This is a genomic window from Citrobacter sp. L55 (assembly GCF_002850715.1).
Taxonomy (GTDB): domain Bacteria; phylum Pseudomonadota; class Gammaproteobacteria; order Enterobacterales; family Enterobacteriaceae; genus Citrobacter; species Citrobacter braakii.
Genome location: NZ_KZ559402.1, coordinates 335,702 through 351,038, shown reverse-complemented (window position 1 = coordinate 351,038; position 15,337 = coordinate 335,702). Strand labels below are relative to the sequence as shown.

The following is a 15,337-nucleotide window of genomic DNA, read 5'->3' as shown; positions in this document are numbered from 1 at the left end:
ATGGGGATGGAAAACTATAATCCGCCGCAGGAACCCTGGCTGGTTATCCTGTATCAGGATGAGCACATTATGGTGGTCAACAAGCCGAGCGGCTTGTTGTCCGTGCCGGGTCGTCTGGATGAACACAAAGACAGCGTGATGACGCGTATTCAGCGCGATTACCCGCAAGCTGAATCCGTACATCGTCTGGATATGGCAACCAGCGGCGTGATTGTAGTGGCGCTAACTAAAGCGGCAGAGCGCGAGCTAAAGCGCCAGTTTCGCGAACGCGAGCCGAAGAAACAGTATGTCGCACGCGTCTGGGGACATCCCGCTCCGGCCGAGGGGCTGGTTGATTTACCGCTGATTTGCGACTGGCCGAATCGGCCAAAGCAGAAAGTGTGTTATGAGACCGGAAAATCGGCGCAGACCGAGTATGAAGTGGTGGAGTTTGCGGAAGATAACACCGCCCGGGTCGTGCTCAAACCCATTACCGGACGCTCCCACCAGTTGCGTGTGCATATGCTGGCATTAGGGCATCCGATTCTGGGCGACCGCTTCTACGCCCCGCCACAGGTCCTGGCGTTAGCGCCGCGCCTGCTGCTGCACGCAGAGATGTTAACTATCACGCATCCCGAATACGGCAACAGTATGACGTTTAAAGTTCCGGCAGATTTTTAAACGCAGGCCCCATTTAGGCCGGGTGCTTCGCTTGCCCGGCCTACATTCATTAACGTAGGCCGGATAAGGCGCTAGCTGCCATCCGGCATAACGATTATTTAAAGCCTTTCTGTTCTTTAATTAGCTCGTAAGCTTTTTGAATTTCCTGCGCTTTTTGCTTCGCCATTTCCATCATTTCTGGCGGCAGGCCTTTCGCCACCAGTTTGTCCGGATGGTGCTCGCTCATCAGCTTACGGTATGCGCGCTTAATGGTGGTCGCATCATCGGTCGCTTTCACACCCAGCACATTGCAGGCGTCTTCCAGCGTCGGACCGCGTTGCGCCTGCTGCCAGCCACCGCCGCCGGACTGCTGCTGATATCCGCCGCCAAACTGGGCGCCGCCCTGCATCATGCGCAGAAACTGATCAAATTGGGTACGTGAGATCCCCAACTCTTCAGCAATCACATACAGCACTTCACGCTCGTTCGGATGCAACGACCCATCGGCAAAAGCTGCCTGGATCTGAATCTCCAGAAACATGCGGATCAGATCGAAGCGACCAAAACAGACGCTGCGAAACTGACGCATTTTTTCACGTAATGGGTAATTGTCCGATTTTCCCACCCGGAAGGCATGTTGCGCGGCGGTACGCGAGTCGCCGTGCAAATTCATTCGATCCATCAATTGACTGGCGATATGGATATCGGCTTCCGTGACGCGACCTTTGGATTTGGTCAGATGCCCCATCACCTCAAAAGTGGTGGCAAAAAACAGCGCCTGGCGTTCACGCTGGTTGGCAAACCACGCCATTTTGCGCATGCGGGCTTTGTCGAACATGTGGCCAACTAACAGGCCCAGAACCACACCCCAGAAGCCGCCGCCCATCATTAAGGCCACGGCGACACCAATTATCTTTCCCCAATACTGCATAGACTCCCCAAATCTTTCTGCTCTCAGCCAGGATATGTCCCACAATATAAGGTGCTTTTACCGATTTACGGCTGCGGTCAATTGTGGGACATCGCCTATAATTTGCATTATCATACCTGTCATTCTATGCCGTGCCTAACACCACAAACGCTATACCCGTTGGATTTCGAGTTGCAACAAGGCGGCAACGCAGTGACCAATTCGTCTGGAACGAAGATGCAGCTTGAAAGGTGGCGGGATAAAATGGGCAGGATTAATACTAGCGAAGTGAAGATGAGATAAGTTAGGCTGTGACCGTTTGTCACGCGCGACGCTACTGATGATGGAACAATAAATACAACGTATGAAAAAACGTATTCCCACTCTTCTGGCCACCATGATTGCCAGCGCCCTCTATAGCCATCAGGGTCTGGCAGCCGATCTCGCCTCACAGTGTATGCTGGGCGTGCCAAGCTATGACCGTCCTCTGGTACAGGGCGAGACTAATGAATTACCCGTCACCATCACTGCTGACAACGCGAAAGGGAATTACCCGGATGACGCGGTGTTTACCGGCAATGTGGACATCGCACAGGGTAACAGCCGCCTGCAGGCCGACGAAGTGCAGCTTCATCAGAAGCAGGCAGAAGGCCAGCCGGAGCCAGTTCGTACCGTCGATGCGCTGGGCAATGTCCATTATGATGACAATCAGGTTATTCTGAAGGGGCCGAAGGGCTGGTCTAATCTGAATACCAAAGATACCAACATCTGGGAAGGTGATTATCAGATGGTAGGTCGTCAGGGGCGCGGAAAAGCCGATCTGATGAAACAGCGTGGGGAAAACCGCTATACCATTCTGGAAAACGGTAGCTTCACCTCCTGTCTGCCAGGTTCCAATACCTGGAGCGTCGTCGGTAGCGAAGTCATTCACGACCGTGAAGAACAGGTCGCAGAGATCTGGAACGCCCGTTTTAAACTGGGTCCGGTTCCGGTCTTTTACAGTCCTTATTTACAGTTACCCGTCGGCGATAAGCGTCGCTCTGGTTTCCTGATCCCGAACGCAAAATACTCTACCAATAACTATTTTGAGTTCTATCTCCCGTATTATTGGAACATTGCGCCCAATATGGACGCCACCATCACGCCGCATTATATACACCGTCGTGGCGGTATCATGTGGGAGAACGAATTCCGCTACCTCACCCAGGCGGGCGCAGGTCTGATGGAGTTCGACTATCTGAATTCCGATAAAGTGTACGAGGATGAACACCCGAAGGATGACAATTCCCGCCGCTGGCTGTTCTACTGGCAACACTCTGGTGTGATGGATCAGGTGTGGCGTTTCAACGTCGACTACACCAAGGTCAGCGACACCAGCTACTTTAATGATTTTGATAATAAATACGGTTCCAGTACCGACGGCTACGCCACGCAAAAATTTAGCGTCGGCTACGCAGTACAAAACTTTGACGCGACGGTTTCGACCAAGCAGTTCCAGGTCTTCGACGCACAAAACAGTAACAGTTACTCTGCGCAGCCGCAGTTAGACGTCAACTACTACCAGAATGATGTGGGCCCGTTTGACACCCGGATTTATGGTCAGGCAGTCCATTTCGTTAATTCCAACGACAACAGGCCGGAAGCAACTCGTTTACACCTTGAACCGACCATTAACCTGCCATTGTCGAATAATTGGGGAAGTATCAACACTGAGCTGAAGCTGATGGCAACGCACTATCAGCAAAACAACATCAGCGAGTATCAATCATTCGCAAGAAATAATTATCGTAACAATCCTAATCCGGATAATTTAAATACCCTTAACGCGGCCAATTCTCTGGAAGAGTCCGTGAACCGCGTAATGCCTCAGTTTAAAGTTGACGGCAAAATGGTGTTCGAGCGTGACATGCAGATGCTGGCGCCGGGTTATACCCAAACGCTGGAGCCCCGTGCGCAGTACCTGTATGTACCGTATCGCGATCAAAGTAATATTTTTAACTATGACTCGTCCCTTCTGCAAGCTGACTACAGCGGCCTGTTCCGCGATCGTACCTATGGCGGTCTGGACCGCATCGCGTCTGCCAACCAGGTAACGACCGGGGTCACATCTCGCGTTTATGATGACGCGGCCGTTGAACGTTTTAATATTTCTGTGGGTCAAATCTACTATTTCACCGAGTCTCGCACTGGCGATGACAACATTAAATGGGAGAATGACGACAAAACGGGCTCACTGGTATGGGCTGGCGACACCTACTGGCGCATCTCCGATCGCTGGGGTTTACGCAGTGGGATCCAGTACGACACGCGTCTGGACAGCGTTGCAACCAGCAGCAGCAGTATCGAATACCGCCGCGACGAAAACCGTATGCTGCAGCTGAACTACCGTTATGCCAGCTCTGAATATATCCAGGCAACCCTGCCGTCTTACTACTCTACAGCAGAGCAGTATAAAAACGGGATTTCACAAGTGGGCGCGGTGGCAAGCTTCCCGATCGCCGACCGCTGGTCGATTGTCGGGGCTTACTACTTTGATACCAACGTGAACAAAGAAGCGGATTCCATGCTGGGTCTGCAGTACAACTCCTGCTGTTACGCCATTCGCTTCGGCTACGAACGTAAGCTGAACGGCTGGGATGACACTCAGCAACATGCAGTTTATGACAACACGATCGGCTTTAATATCGAACTACGCGGCCTGAGTTCCAACTACGGTCTCGGCACCAACCAAATGTTGCGTTCTAACATTTTGCCGTATCAAAGCTCTTTATGATCTGATTGATTTACAACGTAATCCGCTTTGCGGTTAATTGAAATGGAAAAAGTATGAAGAACTGGAAAACGCTGCTTCTCGGTATCGCCATGATCGCGAATACCAGTTTCGCTGCCCCACAGGTAGTCGATAAAGTCGCAGCCGTCGTCAATAACGGCGTCGTTCTGGAAAGCGACGTCGATGGCTTAATGCAGTCAGTAAAACTTAATGCGGGTCAGGCTGGTCAACAATTACCGGACGACGCCACGCTGCGTCATCAGATCCTGGAACGTTTGATCATGGATCAAATCCTCCTGCAGATGGGTCAGAAGATGGGTGTTAAAATCTCTGACGAGCAACTGGATCAGGCGATTGCCAACATCGCCAAGCAAAACAACATGACGCTGGATCAGATGCGCAGCCGTCTGGCACAGGATGGCTTAAGCTATTCGACCTATCGTAGCCAGATCCGCAAAGAGATGACCATCTCTGAAGTGCGTAACAACGAAGTTCGCCGTCGCGTTACTATCCTGCCTCAGGAAGTGGATGCTCTGGCGCAGCAGGTCGGCAACCAAAACGATGCCAGCACCGAGCTGAACCTGAGCCACATTCTGATCCCATTACCGGAAAACCCAACTTCTGACCAGGTTAACGCGGCTGAAAGTCAGGCGCGCTCTGTTGTTGATGAAGCGCGTAACGGTAGCGATTTCGGCAAACTGGCTATCACCTATTCCGCTGACCAGCAGGCGCTGAAAGGCGGCCAGATGGGTTGGGGACGTATTCAGGAGCTGCCGGGCATCTTTGCCCAGGCGCTAAGCACCGCGAAAAAAGGCGATATCATCGGCCCAATTCGTTCTGGTGTCGGCTTCCACATCCTGAAAGTTAACGATATGCGTGGTCAAAGCCAGAGCATCTCCGTGACCGAAGTTCATGCCCGCCATATTCTGCTCAAGCCATCGCCGATCATGACCGATCAACAGGCGCGTCTGAAGCTGGAACAAATCGCAGCTGATATTAAGAGCGGTAAAATAACCTTCGCGGCAGCGGCTAAAGAGATTTCTCAGGATCCGGGTTCTGCCAACCAGGGCGGCGATCTGGGCTGGGCTGCAGCGGATATTTTCGATCCCGCTTTCCGCGATGCGCTGACCAAACTTCACAAAGGCCAGATGAGTACCCCGGTGCACTCCTCTTTCGGGTGGCATCTGATCGAGCTGCTGGACACGCGTAACGTTGATAAAACTGACGCGGCGCAGAAAGACAGAGCTTATCGTATGCTGATGAACCGTAAATTCTCGGAAGAAGCTGCGACCTGGATGCAGGAACAGCGCGCCAGCGCCTACGTTAAAGTTCTGAGCAACTAATGACTCGTATTCAACGCGTTGTGATCACTCCCGGCGAACCCGCCGGGATTGGCCCGGACCTGGTGGTTCAGCTCGCCCAGCGTGAGTGGCCTGTAGAACTCGTTGTCTGTGCGGATGCCACACTCCTCAGTGACCGGGCAGCAATGCTCGGTTTACCGCTTTCACTCCTCCCATACTCTCCAGATACCCCAGCCAGACCGCAATCAGCAGGTACGTTGACGCTGTTGCCGATTGCTCTGCGGGCGCCTGTTATCGCGGGTCACTTGGCGGTAGAGAACGGACAATATGTGGTGGATACGCTGGCTCGCGCCTGCGATGGTTGTCTGCAAGGTGAGTTTGCGGCGCTGATTACCGGTCCGGTACACAAGGGCGTAATCAATGACGCAGGCATCCCGTTTACCGGACATACCGAGTTTTTTGAAGAGCGCTCACAGGCGAAGAAAGTCGTCATGATGCTGGCGACTGAAGCGCTGCGCGTTGCCCTGGCAACCACTCATTTGCCGCTCAGAGCCGTTGCCGACGCCATTACGCCTGCTCTGCTTAAAGAAGTGATCGGTATTTTGCATCATGATTTGCGCACCAAGTTTGGCATTGCCGATCCGCATATTCTGGTGTGCGGTCTTAACCCGCATGCCGGTGAAGGTGGTCATATGGGAGCGGAAGAGATAGACACCCTCATTCCGGTCCTTGATGAACTGCGTGCGCAGGGGATGAAATTAAACGGCCCGCTGCCCGCAGATACCCTGTTTCAGCCCAAATATCTCGACCACGCGGATGCCGTGCTGGCAATGTACCACGATCAGGGTCTCCCCGTGCTAAAATACCAGGGATTTGGTCGCGGTGTGAATATCACGCTGGGCCTGCCCTTTATTCGCACATCCGTCGATCACGGCACCGCGCTTGAACTTGCGGGTCGTGGGCAAGCAGATGTCGGCAGTTTTATTACGGCGCTTAATCTCGCCATCAAAATGATTGTTAATACCAATGAATAATCGAGTCCATCAGGGCCACTTAGCCCGTAAACGTTTCGGGCAAAACTTCCTCAACGATCAGTTTGTGATCGAAAGTATTGTCTCTGCTATCAACCCGCAGAAAGGTCAGGCTATGGTCGAAATCGGCCCGGGCCTGGCAGCGTTGACCGAACCTGTAGGCGAACGCCTGGACAAGCTTACGGTCATTGAGCTGGACCGCGATCTCGCCGCCCGCCTGCAAACACACCCGTTTTTAGGGCCGAAGCTGACTATTTATCAGCAAGATGCCATGACCATGAACTTCGGCGAACTCGCACAAACGATGGGTCAGCCGCTGCGCGTATTCGGCAACCTGCCGTATAACATCTCCACGCCGCTCATGTTCCATCTTTTTTCCTATACTGATGCCATCGCCGACATGCATTTCATGTTGCAAAAAGAGGTGGTCAACCGTCTGGTTGCAGGGCCAAACAGTAAAGCGTATGGTCGATTAAGCGTCATGGCGCAGTATTACTGCAATGTGATCCCGGTACTTGAAGTGCCGCCATCCGCATTTACGCCTGCGCCTAAAGTCGATTCCGCCGTGGTACGTCTGGTCCCTCACACGACAATGCCGTACCCCGTTAAAGATGTTCGTGTGCTGAGCCGTATTACCACTGAAGCGTTTAATCAGCGTCGCAAAACGGTACGTAATAGTCTCGGCAACCTGTTTAGCGTTGAAGTACTGACAGAGCTGGGCGTTGATCCGGCGATGCGAGCGGAAAATATCTCTGTCGCGCAATACTGCCGGATGGCTAACTATCTGTCAGAAAACGCGCCATCGAAGGAGAGTTAAACATGATCAATTCGCCCCGAGTGTGCATTCAGGTACAAAGCGTCTACATTGAGGCGCAATCCTCACCTGATGATGAACGTTACGTTTTTGCTTATACCGTGACTATCCGCAATTTGGGGCGAGCGCCTGTGCAGCTGTTGGGGCGTTATTGGTTGATCACCAATGGTCATGGCCGTGAAACCGAAGTTCAGGGCGAAGGCGTGGTGGGCGTTCAGCCCCACATCGAACCTGGCGAAGAGTACCAGTACACCAGCGGTGCGGTGATTGAAACACCGCTGGGCACCATGCAGGGTCATTACGAAATGATCGATGAGCAAGGGATCGCCTTTACCATCGACATTCCCGTGTTCCGACTCGCCGTTCCTACACTCATTCATTAAAACAATAGCTATGGCAACATACCTCATTGGCGACGTTCACGGTTGTTACGATGAACTGGTAGCCTTGCTGCACCAGGTTGACTTTAATCCAGAACAAGACACCTTATGGCTCACCGGCGATCTGGTCGCGCGTGGGCCAGGGTCGTTAGACGTTTTGCGCTACGTTAAATCGCTGGGCGACAGCGTGCGGTTAGTCCTCGGTAATCACGATTTACACCTGTTGGCCGTGTTTGCTGGCATCAGCCGTAATAAACCGAAAGACCGGCTCACGCCGCTGCTTGAGGCACCGGATGCTGACACGCTGCTTAACTGGCTACGTCGTCAGCCGCTGTTGCAGGTTGATGAAGAGAAGAAACTGGTCATGGCGCATGCAGGGATTACCCCACAGTGGGATCTGCAGACGGCGAAGGACTGTGCTCGCGATGTTGAAGCCGTGCTGTCGAGCGACTCTTATCCATTCTTCCTTGATGCCATGTACGGCGACATGCCAAATAACTGGACCCCGGAGCTGACGGGGCTGGCGCGCCTGCGTTTTATTACCAACGCGTTTACCCGCATGCGTTACTGCTTCCCCAACGGTCAGTTGGACATGTACAGCAAAGAGTCGCCAGAAGATGCGCCTGCCCCGCTGAAGCCGTGGTTTGCCATTCCTGGACCGGTCAGTGAAGCCTATAGCATTGCATTCGGGCACTGGGCATCGCTGGAGGGCAAAGGCACGCCAGAAGGTATTTACGCGTTAGATACGGGGTGTTGCTGGGGCGGGGATCTCACCTGTCTGCGCTGGGAAGACAAACAGTACTTTGTACAGCCATCAAATCGCCATCTGAATCTGGATCCCGGCGAGGCCGTCAACGCCTGATAGCCGTCTGCCGGATGGCGGTGCTTACACCTAATCCGGCAGACGAATGTGCAATCTGTAGGCCTGATTAGCGCAACGCCATCAGGCATCCACATTAACGACGTTCCAAAATCTCGAAGCAGTAGCTGTGGGAGTTTTGCGCGTCAGCATCGTGGAATTCACTGAACACCGATTCCCAGTCATCCGGTTCGTAGTCCGGGAAATGCGTATCCCCTTCAACTTCCGCATCAATGTGTGTCAGATACAGTTTCTGCGCTTTCGGCAGGAACTGCTCATACACACGCCCACCGCCAATAACCATGATTTCAGGTTCATCGCCACAGGCCGCGATCGCTTCCTCAACAGACTTCACCCACTGCACGCGATCGTCGGTGCCAGGCTTGCTGCTGATGACGATATTTTTACGCCCTGGCAACGGTCGCCCGATGGATTCCCACGTGTGGCGTCCCATGACAACCGGCTTGTTTAAGGTATTACGTTTAAACCAGGCGAGATCGGCAGGTAGGTTCCATGGCATGGCATTTTCCATACCGATGACGCGATCTACCGCTAACGCCGCAATCAGACTGATCATTGAATGTTTCCCGGATACAAAAAAATTGTCGCCACTATACGGAAAGCGCAATCTTTCGTCGACTGGCGGAAAGAGGATGAGCATGAAAATTTTCCGTTCTGCTGGCGAACCGACCTATTTAAGGTGGTACGCCAGCATTACAGTAGTTCAAAAACAGCCAATTAGCAGTAAAGTTTGCAGAACATCACATTTTTTACCCTATGCTGACGGTTTCACTTCCGGCTCATCGGCGACGTCGCCCGTATGCTTACCTTCATCCGTGCCTTGCCAGCCATGGCGTTGAATTAATGATAAGTGCTGACGATCTTCCGCAATAATTTCACTCAGCATTTCGCTGGTGCGTTTATATACCGCCGCGCGGGACGTTGCGTCATTTTCCCCTTTCACCATCTCCTCAACCATCAGCGTGTTGAAGCGGCGGAATACATCGGCCCGCTCACGCGCTTCATAGCGTCCAAGCCCAAGACCTTCCAGTGCCAAACGTCCGGTCTTCAGCGCGCCCTCAAAGGTTTCACGTTCCGGCATCTCCACGCCAGCCTGGCGCAGGCGGATGTAATGATCCACATCGCGCGCACGGGCAATAATTTGCAGATGCGGGAAATACTGTTTCACCATTTCGGTCAGTTGCAGGCTGGTTTGCGGATCGTCAATGGCGCTAATAATAACTTCAGCTTTAGCCGCCCCGGCAGACTCCAGCAGATCCATCCGCGTCGCATCGCCATAGAAAACCTTCATGCCGAATTTACGCAGCGTTTCGATATGGTCCGGGTCATGATCAAGAACCACCATTTTGACCCCGCTTGACAACAACAGACGACCGGTTATCTGACCAAATCGCCCAAACCCGGCGATGATCACCCGAGGTTGTTCCTCGTCGATTTCATCTGCTTCCCGCTCTTCACCGGTCGCCGATTTTTCCAGACGCGTCAGAATTACCAGTAAAATCGGCGTCGCCGCCATCGACAGCGCCACCGCCAGCGTCAGAGATTTCGCCCAATCAGGATCAAGCACGTTTGCCATTTGCGCCGCGCCAAACACCACGAAGGCAAACTCACTGCCCTGCCCTAATAACACGGCAAACCATCTGCGCTGCTTGTTCGGCACCTGTAAGGGTTTCGCTATCAGCCACAGCATGACGGTTTTGATAACCAGGAAACCGACCAACAGAATGATAATGCGCAAGGGATTATCAATCAGCGTACCAAAGTCGATAGACATCCCGACGCCGATGAAAAACAGTCCCAGCAGCAGCCCTTTAAATGGCTCGATATCGCTTTCCAGCGCGTGACGATACTCAGAGCTTGCCAGCAGCACGCCAGCCAGGAACGCCCCCATCGCCATCGACAGTCCAACCTCTTCCAACAGCAGACCGAAGCCAAAAACGAGGAACAGCGCAACGGCACTGAATACTTCCCGCAGGCCAGAGCGAGCGACAAAACGCAAGGCCGGACGCGTCACATAACGCCCCAGCAACACCACCAGCACCAGGGCGCTCGCCACTTTAAGGGCGGAGAGCGCAAACGCCCCAAGCGTTGTCGATGCGCCGCTCGCCGCAAGTAATGGGATCATCGCCACCAGAGGAATAGCGGCGATATCCTGGAACAACAGCACGGCAAACGCGCTGCGTCCCATTTGCGAAACCATCAGGTTTCGCTCATTCATCGCCTGCATAGCAATAGCCGTGGAGGAAAGCGCCAGCGTCATGCCGATCAGTTCCGCTACCTGCCAGCGAAGGCCGAGGAACATACAGAACAAACCAATCAGACCGCCGCATACCACCATCTGCAGCGCACCACCACCGAACACCGAGGCCCGCAGTTTCCACAAACGTTGCGGATCCAGCTCCAGACCGATGACAAACAGCATCAACACCACGCCAATCTCGGCAAAATGCAGGATTGATTCAGCGTCGGTCACCATCCTCAGACCCCATGGTCCAATAATGCACCCTGCGATGAGATACCCCAGCACTGATCCTAGCCCCAGTCGCACGGCAATGGGGACAATCAGCGCCGCCGATCCGAGATAAATCAGCGCCTGTATTAGCGTATGGTTATCCATGATGAACCTCCTGCCACTCCAACAGACGCTGTTTGTAATGACGCGCCTGCGCCTGCAGAGTTTCATCATCACAGATAAACGTACAGTGCATCGCAAACGGCGGCAGCCATTTGAGGCCACAGTAGAGCGCCGTTGCCTGTAAGGGCTGGGAAAGCACATCAAATCCGGGATGGGAGCCAATATCAAAGTGGTTTTCGCCGCCGCCGGTCGTCACTGCCCACAGCAGATGTTTACCGTGGAGCGCTGTCCCGCCGTGGCCATATGCCCAACCGTGTGAAAGGACCTTATCCATCCACAGCTTGAGTAAGGGAGGTGTGCTATACCATTGCATAGGATGCTGCCAGATAATCAAATCAGCGCGCGCCAGCGCATCCTGTTCAGCGGCAATATCGATATTGAAGTCGGGGTAGAGCTGGTAGAGCGAGCGGATCTCCACGCCCTCCAGCGTCCTTGCCTGTTCAAGCATCCGCTTATTCGCATGCGAGTGCTGCGGATAGGGATGCGCATAAATGATGAGGATCATGATTAGCCTGTTTCACTGCATTATTGTAATAACAGTGAGTTTAGTCAGTTAATCCGCAGGCTAACAGTCAATATTATTGAGTGGTTGAATGGAGAAAACTGAACTAGTTATCCAGTTCGCTCATATCTTTAACCTGATCGCGGTTAATTTGTTCCGTCTTACCCGTTTGCGCATTTTTGTACGACACCAGGCCTGTATCATCATCGACTTGCGGTTTGCCGTCGGTCACGATTGTTTTGCCATCGGTCGTTTTAACCGCCTGGTTCGAGGAGCAACCGGCTACGGTGAACAGTGCTGCTGCGGTAAAAATAGAGGTGATCAGAATATGTTTTTGCATGGTGTTCTCCCTGCTTTTCAGTCGTTTTCAGTGATATACCCGTTAACTGTAGGCTAACTGACTGAGTTGCAGGGAAAATACAGAACACTCCTAATAACCCGCCCTGGTCACGGGTTTACTGCGGATCGTCATTTGGCTGGTTTGCGCCAGCGTCAGACCTCGCGTTTCCGGGGCGAAAGCGATGGACACGAGCAGGCCGATCAGCGAAATGCCCGCCCCCATCAGCATGACATTACTGATCCCGTATTTGGTGATGAACACCGGCAGCGCCCAGGTTGAAACAATGGTGCCGATACGGCTTAAGGACATAATCACCCCGACGGCAGACGCACGAATATCGGTGGGAAACAGTTCGTTAGGGTATAGCCATTGCAGGTTTCCTGGTCCCCCAGAGAAAAATGCGTATACGGCAAACGCCAGCACCACCAGCCACGCGCCCATATCAGGGATTAACCCCAGCACGGCCAGCGCCAGCGTCATCATAATGAAGCTGCCAATTAACAGCGGTCGTCGGCCCGCGCTATTAAGCCAGAACATGGGAGGAATGCATCCCAACATAAAGCACAAGCTGATTACCACATTTCCCAACGCGGCGCTTTTCCCGGCACCAAGCCCCAGCAGCCCCACAATCTGCGGACCAAAGGTATAAATGGCAAACATCGGGATCACCTGACAAGTCCAGATAGCGGCGACAAACAGTACAAACGGGAAATGACGGCGATTAAATAGCTGAAGAAAGCGCGTCTCCTGCGGCGCTTCTTCGTCGAACACCACCGGTTCACCGAACAGTTTGATCATCATCTCCTCACACTCTTTCACCCGACCTTTACGCAGCAGCCAGCGCGGCGATTCAGGAAGATCGAAACGCCCAATCAGGATCAAAATGCAGGGGATCACCGCGCTGCCCAACATCCAGCGCCATCCGCCCTCAACATCATACAACCAGTAGCCGACCAGATCGGCACAGGTGGCGCCGACATACCACATAGCGGCGATAAAACCGATGGAGAAAGCGCGTTGGCGGGTATTGGAAAACTCGGTGATCATCGAGGTGGCGATCGGGTAGTCGGCACCAATCACAATGCCGATCAGCACGCGCATTACCAACAACTCAACGGGCGAGGAGACAAACATGGTTGCCGCCGATATCACGCCAATGGCGATAATATCGATAATGAACATTTTGCGCCGCCCGACCTTGTCGGAAATGTAGCCAAACAGCGACGTCCCCACAAACAGACCCGCGAGCGTACCGGCGCCCAGCAGACCAATCCACTGCGCATCCAGTTTCAATGCTGGCGTGAGCTGTTCCAGTGCCACGCCAATCATCACCAGCACATAACCATCCAGAAACGGCCCACCGCTTCCCCACAGCATTATCCGGCGGTGAATAGAGGTGAATTTGATGTCATCAAAGTTCCTGGGCTGCTGCATGGTTATGTCCTGTTTTATTTTAACTTAATGCCTGATGACGTTACGCTTATCAGGCCTACGCATTGTTCCTGTAGGCCGGATAAGGCGAAGCCGCCATCCGGCACCAGGTTTAGCCGTAGCGGAACTCCACGCCAAACGTCCCACGCGGGTATTCCCATTTTTCCAGCGCTGTATCCAGTCCGAGAATGCGGCACGTTCCGCATTCCAGGCATCCGGCATAATCAAAACGTACGCTACCGTCATCCTGCTTTTTATACAGTCCAGCCGGACAGGCCTTAATCAGCACCTCCAGCACCTGTTTATCAGGATCGGTTTTGAGAATGATATGCGGACTGTCTTCATCCACATTGAACTTATTGACGCCCAGTTTGACGTCCACGTTGACGGGAGATGTCATAATACGGTCACTCCTTTCAGGCCATCTTTCATCAGGTTGATGAAGCCCACTTTCTTCGCATGGCGTAGGATTTTTTTACGCATTGGCACCGGTGCCGAACCATCCACGGTGAACAGGTCGCGCGCAATACTGACCGCCATTTCCGGATAAGCGGTAAACATGCGTGGGTTATCAAGAAAAGCGGGTAGCTTTTGATACATGCGCATATCGCGCATCGGGCCTTCGTCCAGATGCTGACGGTATTCCTCCAGCGACTGCTTGCTAAAATCGTCGCGCTTCATTGCGGAAAGTACCGTTTTCGCCGCCGCTTCACCTGCGGATATGGCGAGATCCATACCGCGAATGGTAAAGCCGAGGTTCATACACATTCCGGCAGCGTCACCAGCAATCAGTACGCCGTCCCCCACCAGTTCTGGCTGCATGTTGATACCGGCTTCCGGTACGACGTGCGCGGCATATTCCACCAACTTGCCACCGGCGATCAGCGGGGCAACCGCCGGATGCTGTTTGAAATCTTCCAGCATTTGCGGAACCGATTTTTTCGCATCTTTCAGATGATGAAGGCCGCAGACCAGTCCCAGAGAAAGGGTCGTTTCATTCGTATAGAGAAAGCCACCACCCATCAACCCATCGGTGGGCGATCCGGCAAACAGACAGGCAGCCCCTTCGTTCCCTTGTAACTGGAAACGATCTTCAATTACCGATTTCGGCAACTCGATCAGCTCTTTTACGCCGACGGCAACATGCGATGCCTCGACGCGCTTTGCCATACCCAACTTTTCAGCCAACAGAGAATTCACTCCGTCGGCAAGGATCACCACTTTGGCTTCCAGAATATCGCCATCGGCTTCCACGCCCACGACTTTGCCCTCGCGCTGCACAACGTTATCCACGCGGATACCGGTGATGAGCTGAGCGCCCGCCTCTTCGGCCTGTTCCATCAGCCAGGCGTCAAATTTACTGCGTAAGACAGAGTAAGAAACCTGCGACGATTTGGCGTCTTCGCCGTTGCAATAGTCGATGGTCATCGCCCCTTTGTCGGTCATAAAGGCGAGTTTTTCGTGGGTGATGATGCGTTCAATGGGGGCCTGCTCAGCAAAACCGGGAATGATATTCTCCAGGCTATGCGCATACATGCGCCCACCGGTGACATTCTTCGCGCCAGCAGAATTGCCGCGCTCGATAACCAGCACCTGTGCGCCCTCCCGAGCCAGCACCAGCGCCGCAACCGAACCCGCCAGACCTGCACCCACGATGATGGCATCAAAGATATCTTCGGACATACGTACTCCTGTCAGCGGCAG

15 protein-coding genes are annotated in these 15,337 nt (G+C 53.4%); 7 read left to right on the top strand and 8 right to left on the bottom strand.

The genetic code is table 11. The features are described 5' to 3' along the window. A complete protein-coding gene (gene rluA, locus B9P82_RS11725) occupies positions 1 to 660 on the top strand; it encodes a bifunctional tRNA pseudouridine(32) synthase/23S rRNA pseudouridine(746) synthase RluA (RefSeq protein WP_094168672.1) in 660 nt (219 codons plus the stop codon). A 94-nt stretch (positions 661 to 754) separates the two neighbouring features. Here the strand turns inward: rluA and djlA are convergent, their stop codons facing one another. Further along, the gene (gene djlA, locus B9P82_RS11720) at positions 755 to 1,570 is read right to left on the bottom strand and encodes a co-chaperone DjlA (protein WP_005124510.1); all 816 of its coding nucleotides are present in this window, start codon (positions 1,568 to 1,570) and stop codon (positions 755 to 757) included. Positions 1,571 to 1,913: 343 nt separating this feature from the next. Here djlA and lptD point away from each other — a divergent pair, with 343 nt between their 5' ends. From lptD to apaH, 6 genes are read left to right on the top strand one after another with little or no spacing between them, the layout of a single operon-like run. Beyond that, positions 1,914 to 4,322: an LPS assembly protein LptD gene (lptD, locus tag B9P82_RS11715; RefSeq protein WP_101700373.1), complete on the top strand. Its 2,409-nt coding sequence runs from the start codon at positions 1,914 to 1,916 to the stop codon at positions 4,320 to 4,322. Positions 4,323 to 4,375: 53 nt separating this feature from the next. Beyond that, positions 4,376 to 5,662 (top strand): peptidylprolyl isomerase SurA, encoded by a 1,287-nt coding sequence (surA, locus tag B9P82_RS11710; RefSeq protein WP_101700372.1) that lies wholly within the window; start codon positions 4,376 to 4,378, stop codon positions 5,660 to 5,662. Further along, positions 5,662 to 6,654: a 4-hydroxythreonine-4-phosphate dehydrogenase PdxA gene (gene pdxA, locus B9P82_RS11705; protein WP_101700371.1), complete on the top strand. Its 993-nt coding sequence runs from the start codon at positions 5,662 to 5,664 to the stop codon at positions 6,652 to 6,654. The genes surA and pdxA overlap by 1 nt, the downstream gene beginning before the upstream one ends. Beyond that, the gene (rsmA, locus tag B9P82_RS11700) at positions 6,647 to 7,468 is read left to right on the top strand and encodes a 16S rRNA (adenine(1518)-N(6)/adenine(1519)-N(6))-dimethyltransferase RsmA (protein WP_101700370.1); all 822 of its coding nucleotides are present in this window, start codon (positions 6,647 to 6,649) and stop codon (positions 7,466 to 7,468) included. Before pdxA ends, rsmA begins: the two co-directional genes overlap by 8 nt. Positions 7,469 to 7,470: 2 nt before the next feature. Continuing rightward, the gene (apaG, locus tag B9P82_RS11695) at positions 7,471 to 7,848 is read left to right on the top strand and encodes a Co2+/Mg2+ efflux protein ApaG (RefSeq protein ID WP_003018867.1); all 378 of its coding nucleotides are present in this window, start codon (positions 7,471 to 7,473) and stop codon (positions 7,846 to 7,848) included. 10 nt (positions 7,849 to 7,858) lie between these two features. Then, positions 7,859 to 8,707 carry a bis(5'-nucleosyl)-tetraphosphatase (symmetrical) ApaH gene (apaH, locus tag B9P82_RS11690; protein ID WP_016151663.1) on the top strand — a complete coding sequence of 283 codons (849 nt, stop codon included), beginning with the start codon at positions 7,859 to 7,861 and terminating at the stop codon, positions 8,705 to 8,707. Between the two features lie 94 nt (positions 8,708 to 8,801). Here the strand turns inward: apaH and folA are convergent, their stop codons facing one another. The 7 genes from folA to B9P82_RS11650 all read right to left on the bottom strand — a co-directional run bounded on the left by folA (position 8,802) and on the right by B9P82_RS11650 (position 15,316). Next, positions 8,802 to 9,281, bottom strand: a complete 480-nt coding sequence (gene folA, locus B9P82_RS11685; RefSeq protein ID WP_016151662.1) for a type 3 dihydrofolate reductase — start codon at positions 9,279 to 9,281, stop codon at positions 8,802 to 8,804. Positions 9,282 to 9,479: 198 nt separating this feature from the next. Then, positions 9,480 to 11,342, bottom strand: a complete 1,863-nt coding sequence (kefC, locus tag B9P82_RS11675) for a glutathione-regulated potassium-efflux system protein KefC (protein ID WP_101700369.1) — start codon at positions 11,340 to 11,342, stop codon at positions 9,480 to 9,482. Continuing rightward, on the bottom strand, positions 11,335 to 11,865 hold the full coding sequence (gene kefF, locus B9P82_RS11670; RefSeq protein WP_006686662.1) for a glutathione-regulated potassium-efflux system oxidoreductase KefF: 531 nt from the start codon (positions 11,863 to 11,865) through the stop codon (positions 11,335 to 11,337). The genes kefC and kefF overlap by 8 nt, the downstream gene beginning before the upstream one ends. 103 nt (positions 11,866 to 11,968) lie before the next feature. Then, positions 11,969 to 12,202 (bottom strand): YgdI/YgdR family lipoprotein, encoded by a 234-nt coding sequence (locus B9P82_RS11665; RefSeq protein ID WP_003018880.1) that lies wholly within the window; start codon positions 12,200 to 12,202, stop codon positions 11,969 to 11,971. 90 nt (positions 12,203 to 12,292) lie between these two features. Beyond that, positions 12,293 to 13,636 carry an MFS transporter gene (locus B9P82_RS11660; RefSeq protein WP_019078353.1) on the bottom strand — a complete coding sequence of 448 codons (1,344 nt, stop codon included), beginning with the start codon at positions 13,634 to 13,636 and terminating at the stop codon, positions 12,293 to 12,295. Positions 13,637 to 13,745: 109 nt separating this feature from the next. Then, entirely contained in the window at positions 13,746 to 14,033 is a 288-nt protein-coding gene (fixX, locus tag B9P82_RS11655; protein WP_000203738.1) for a ferredoxin-like protein FixX, read from the bottom strand. After that, positions 14,030 to 15,316: an FAD-dependent oxidoreductase gene (locus B9P82_RS11650; protein WP_016151658.1), complete on the bottom strand. Its 1,287-nt coding sequence runs from the start codon at positions 15,314 to 15,316 to the stop codon at positions 14,030 to 14,032. The genes fixX and B9P82_RS11650 overlap by 4 nt, the downstream gene beginning before the upstream one ends. Positions 15,317 to 15,337 lie beyond the last annotated feature (21 nt).

Bases quoted from the DNA above. Each gene is read 5' to 3' on its own strand.
- djlA (WP_005124510.1), bottom strand. From the start codon at position 1,570: ATGCAGTATTGGGGAAAGATAATTGGTGTCGCCGTGGCCTTAATGATG.
- apaH (WP_016151663.1), top strand. From the start codon at position 7,859: ATGGCAACATACCTCATTGGCGACGTTCACGGTTGTTACGATGAACTG.
- fixX (WP_000203738.1), bottom strand. From the start codon at position 14,033: ATGACATCTCCCGTCAACGTGGACGTCAAACTGGGCGTCAATAAGTTC.
- B9P82_RS11665 (WP_003018880.1), bottom strand. From the start codon at position 12,202: ATGCAAAAACATATTCTGATCACCTCTATTTTTACCGCAGCAGCACTG.
- folA (WP_016151662.1), bottom strand. From the start codon at position 9,281: ATGATCAGTCTGATTGCGGCGTTAGCGGTAGATCGCGTCATCGGTATG.
- B9P82_RS11650 (WP_016151658.1), bottom strand. From the start codon at position 15,316: ATGTCCGAAGATATCTTTGATGCCATCATCGTGGGTGCAGGTCTGGCG.
- lptD (WP_101700373.1), top strand. From the start codon at position 1,914: ATGAAAAAACGTATTCCCACTCTTCTGGCCACCATGATTGCCAGCGCC.
- kefF (WP_006686662.1), bottom strand. From the start codon at position 11,865: ATGATCCTCATCATTTATGCGCATCCCTATCCGCAGCACTCGCATGCG.
- rluA (WP_094168672.1), top strand. From the start codon at position 1: ATGGGGATGGAAAACTATAATCCGCCGCAGGAACCCTGGCTGGTTATC.
- apaG (WP_003018867.1), top strand. From the start codon at position 7,471: ATGATCAATTCGCCCCGAGTGTGCATTCAGGTACAAAGCGTCTACATT.
- pdxA (WP_101700371.1), top strand. From the start codon at position 5,662: ATGACTCGTATTCAACGCGTTGTGATCACTCCCGGCGAACCCGCCGGG.
- kefC (WP_101700369.1), bottom strand. From the start codon at position 11,342: ATGGATAACCATACGCTAATACAGGCGCTGATTTATCTCGGATCGGCG.
- surA (WP_101700372.1), top strand. From the start codon at position 4,376: ATGAAGAACTGGAAAACGCTGCTTCTCGGTATCGCCATGATCGCGAAT.
- B9P82_RS11660 (WP_019078353.1), bottom strand. From the start codon at position 13,636: ATGCAGCAGCCCAGGAACTTTGATGACATCAAATTCACCTCTATTCAC.
- rsmA (WP_101700370.1), top strand. From the start codon at position 6,647: ATGAATAATCGAGTCCATCAGGGCCACTTAGCCCGTAAACGTTTCGGG.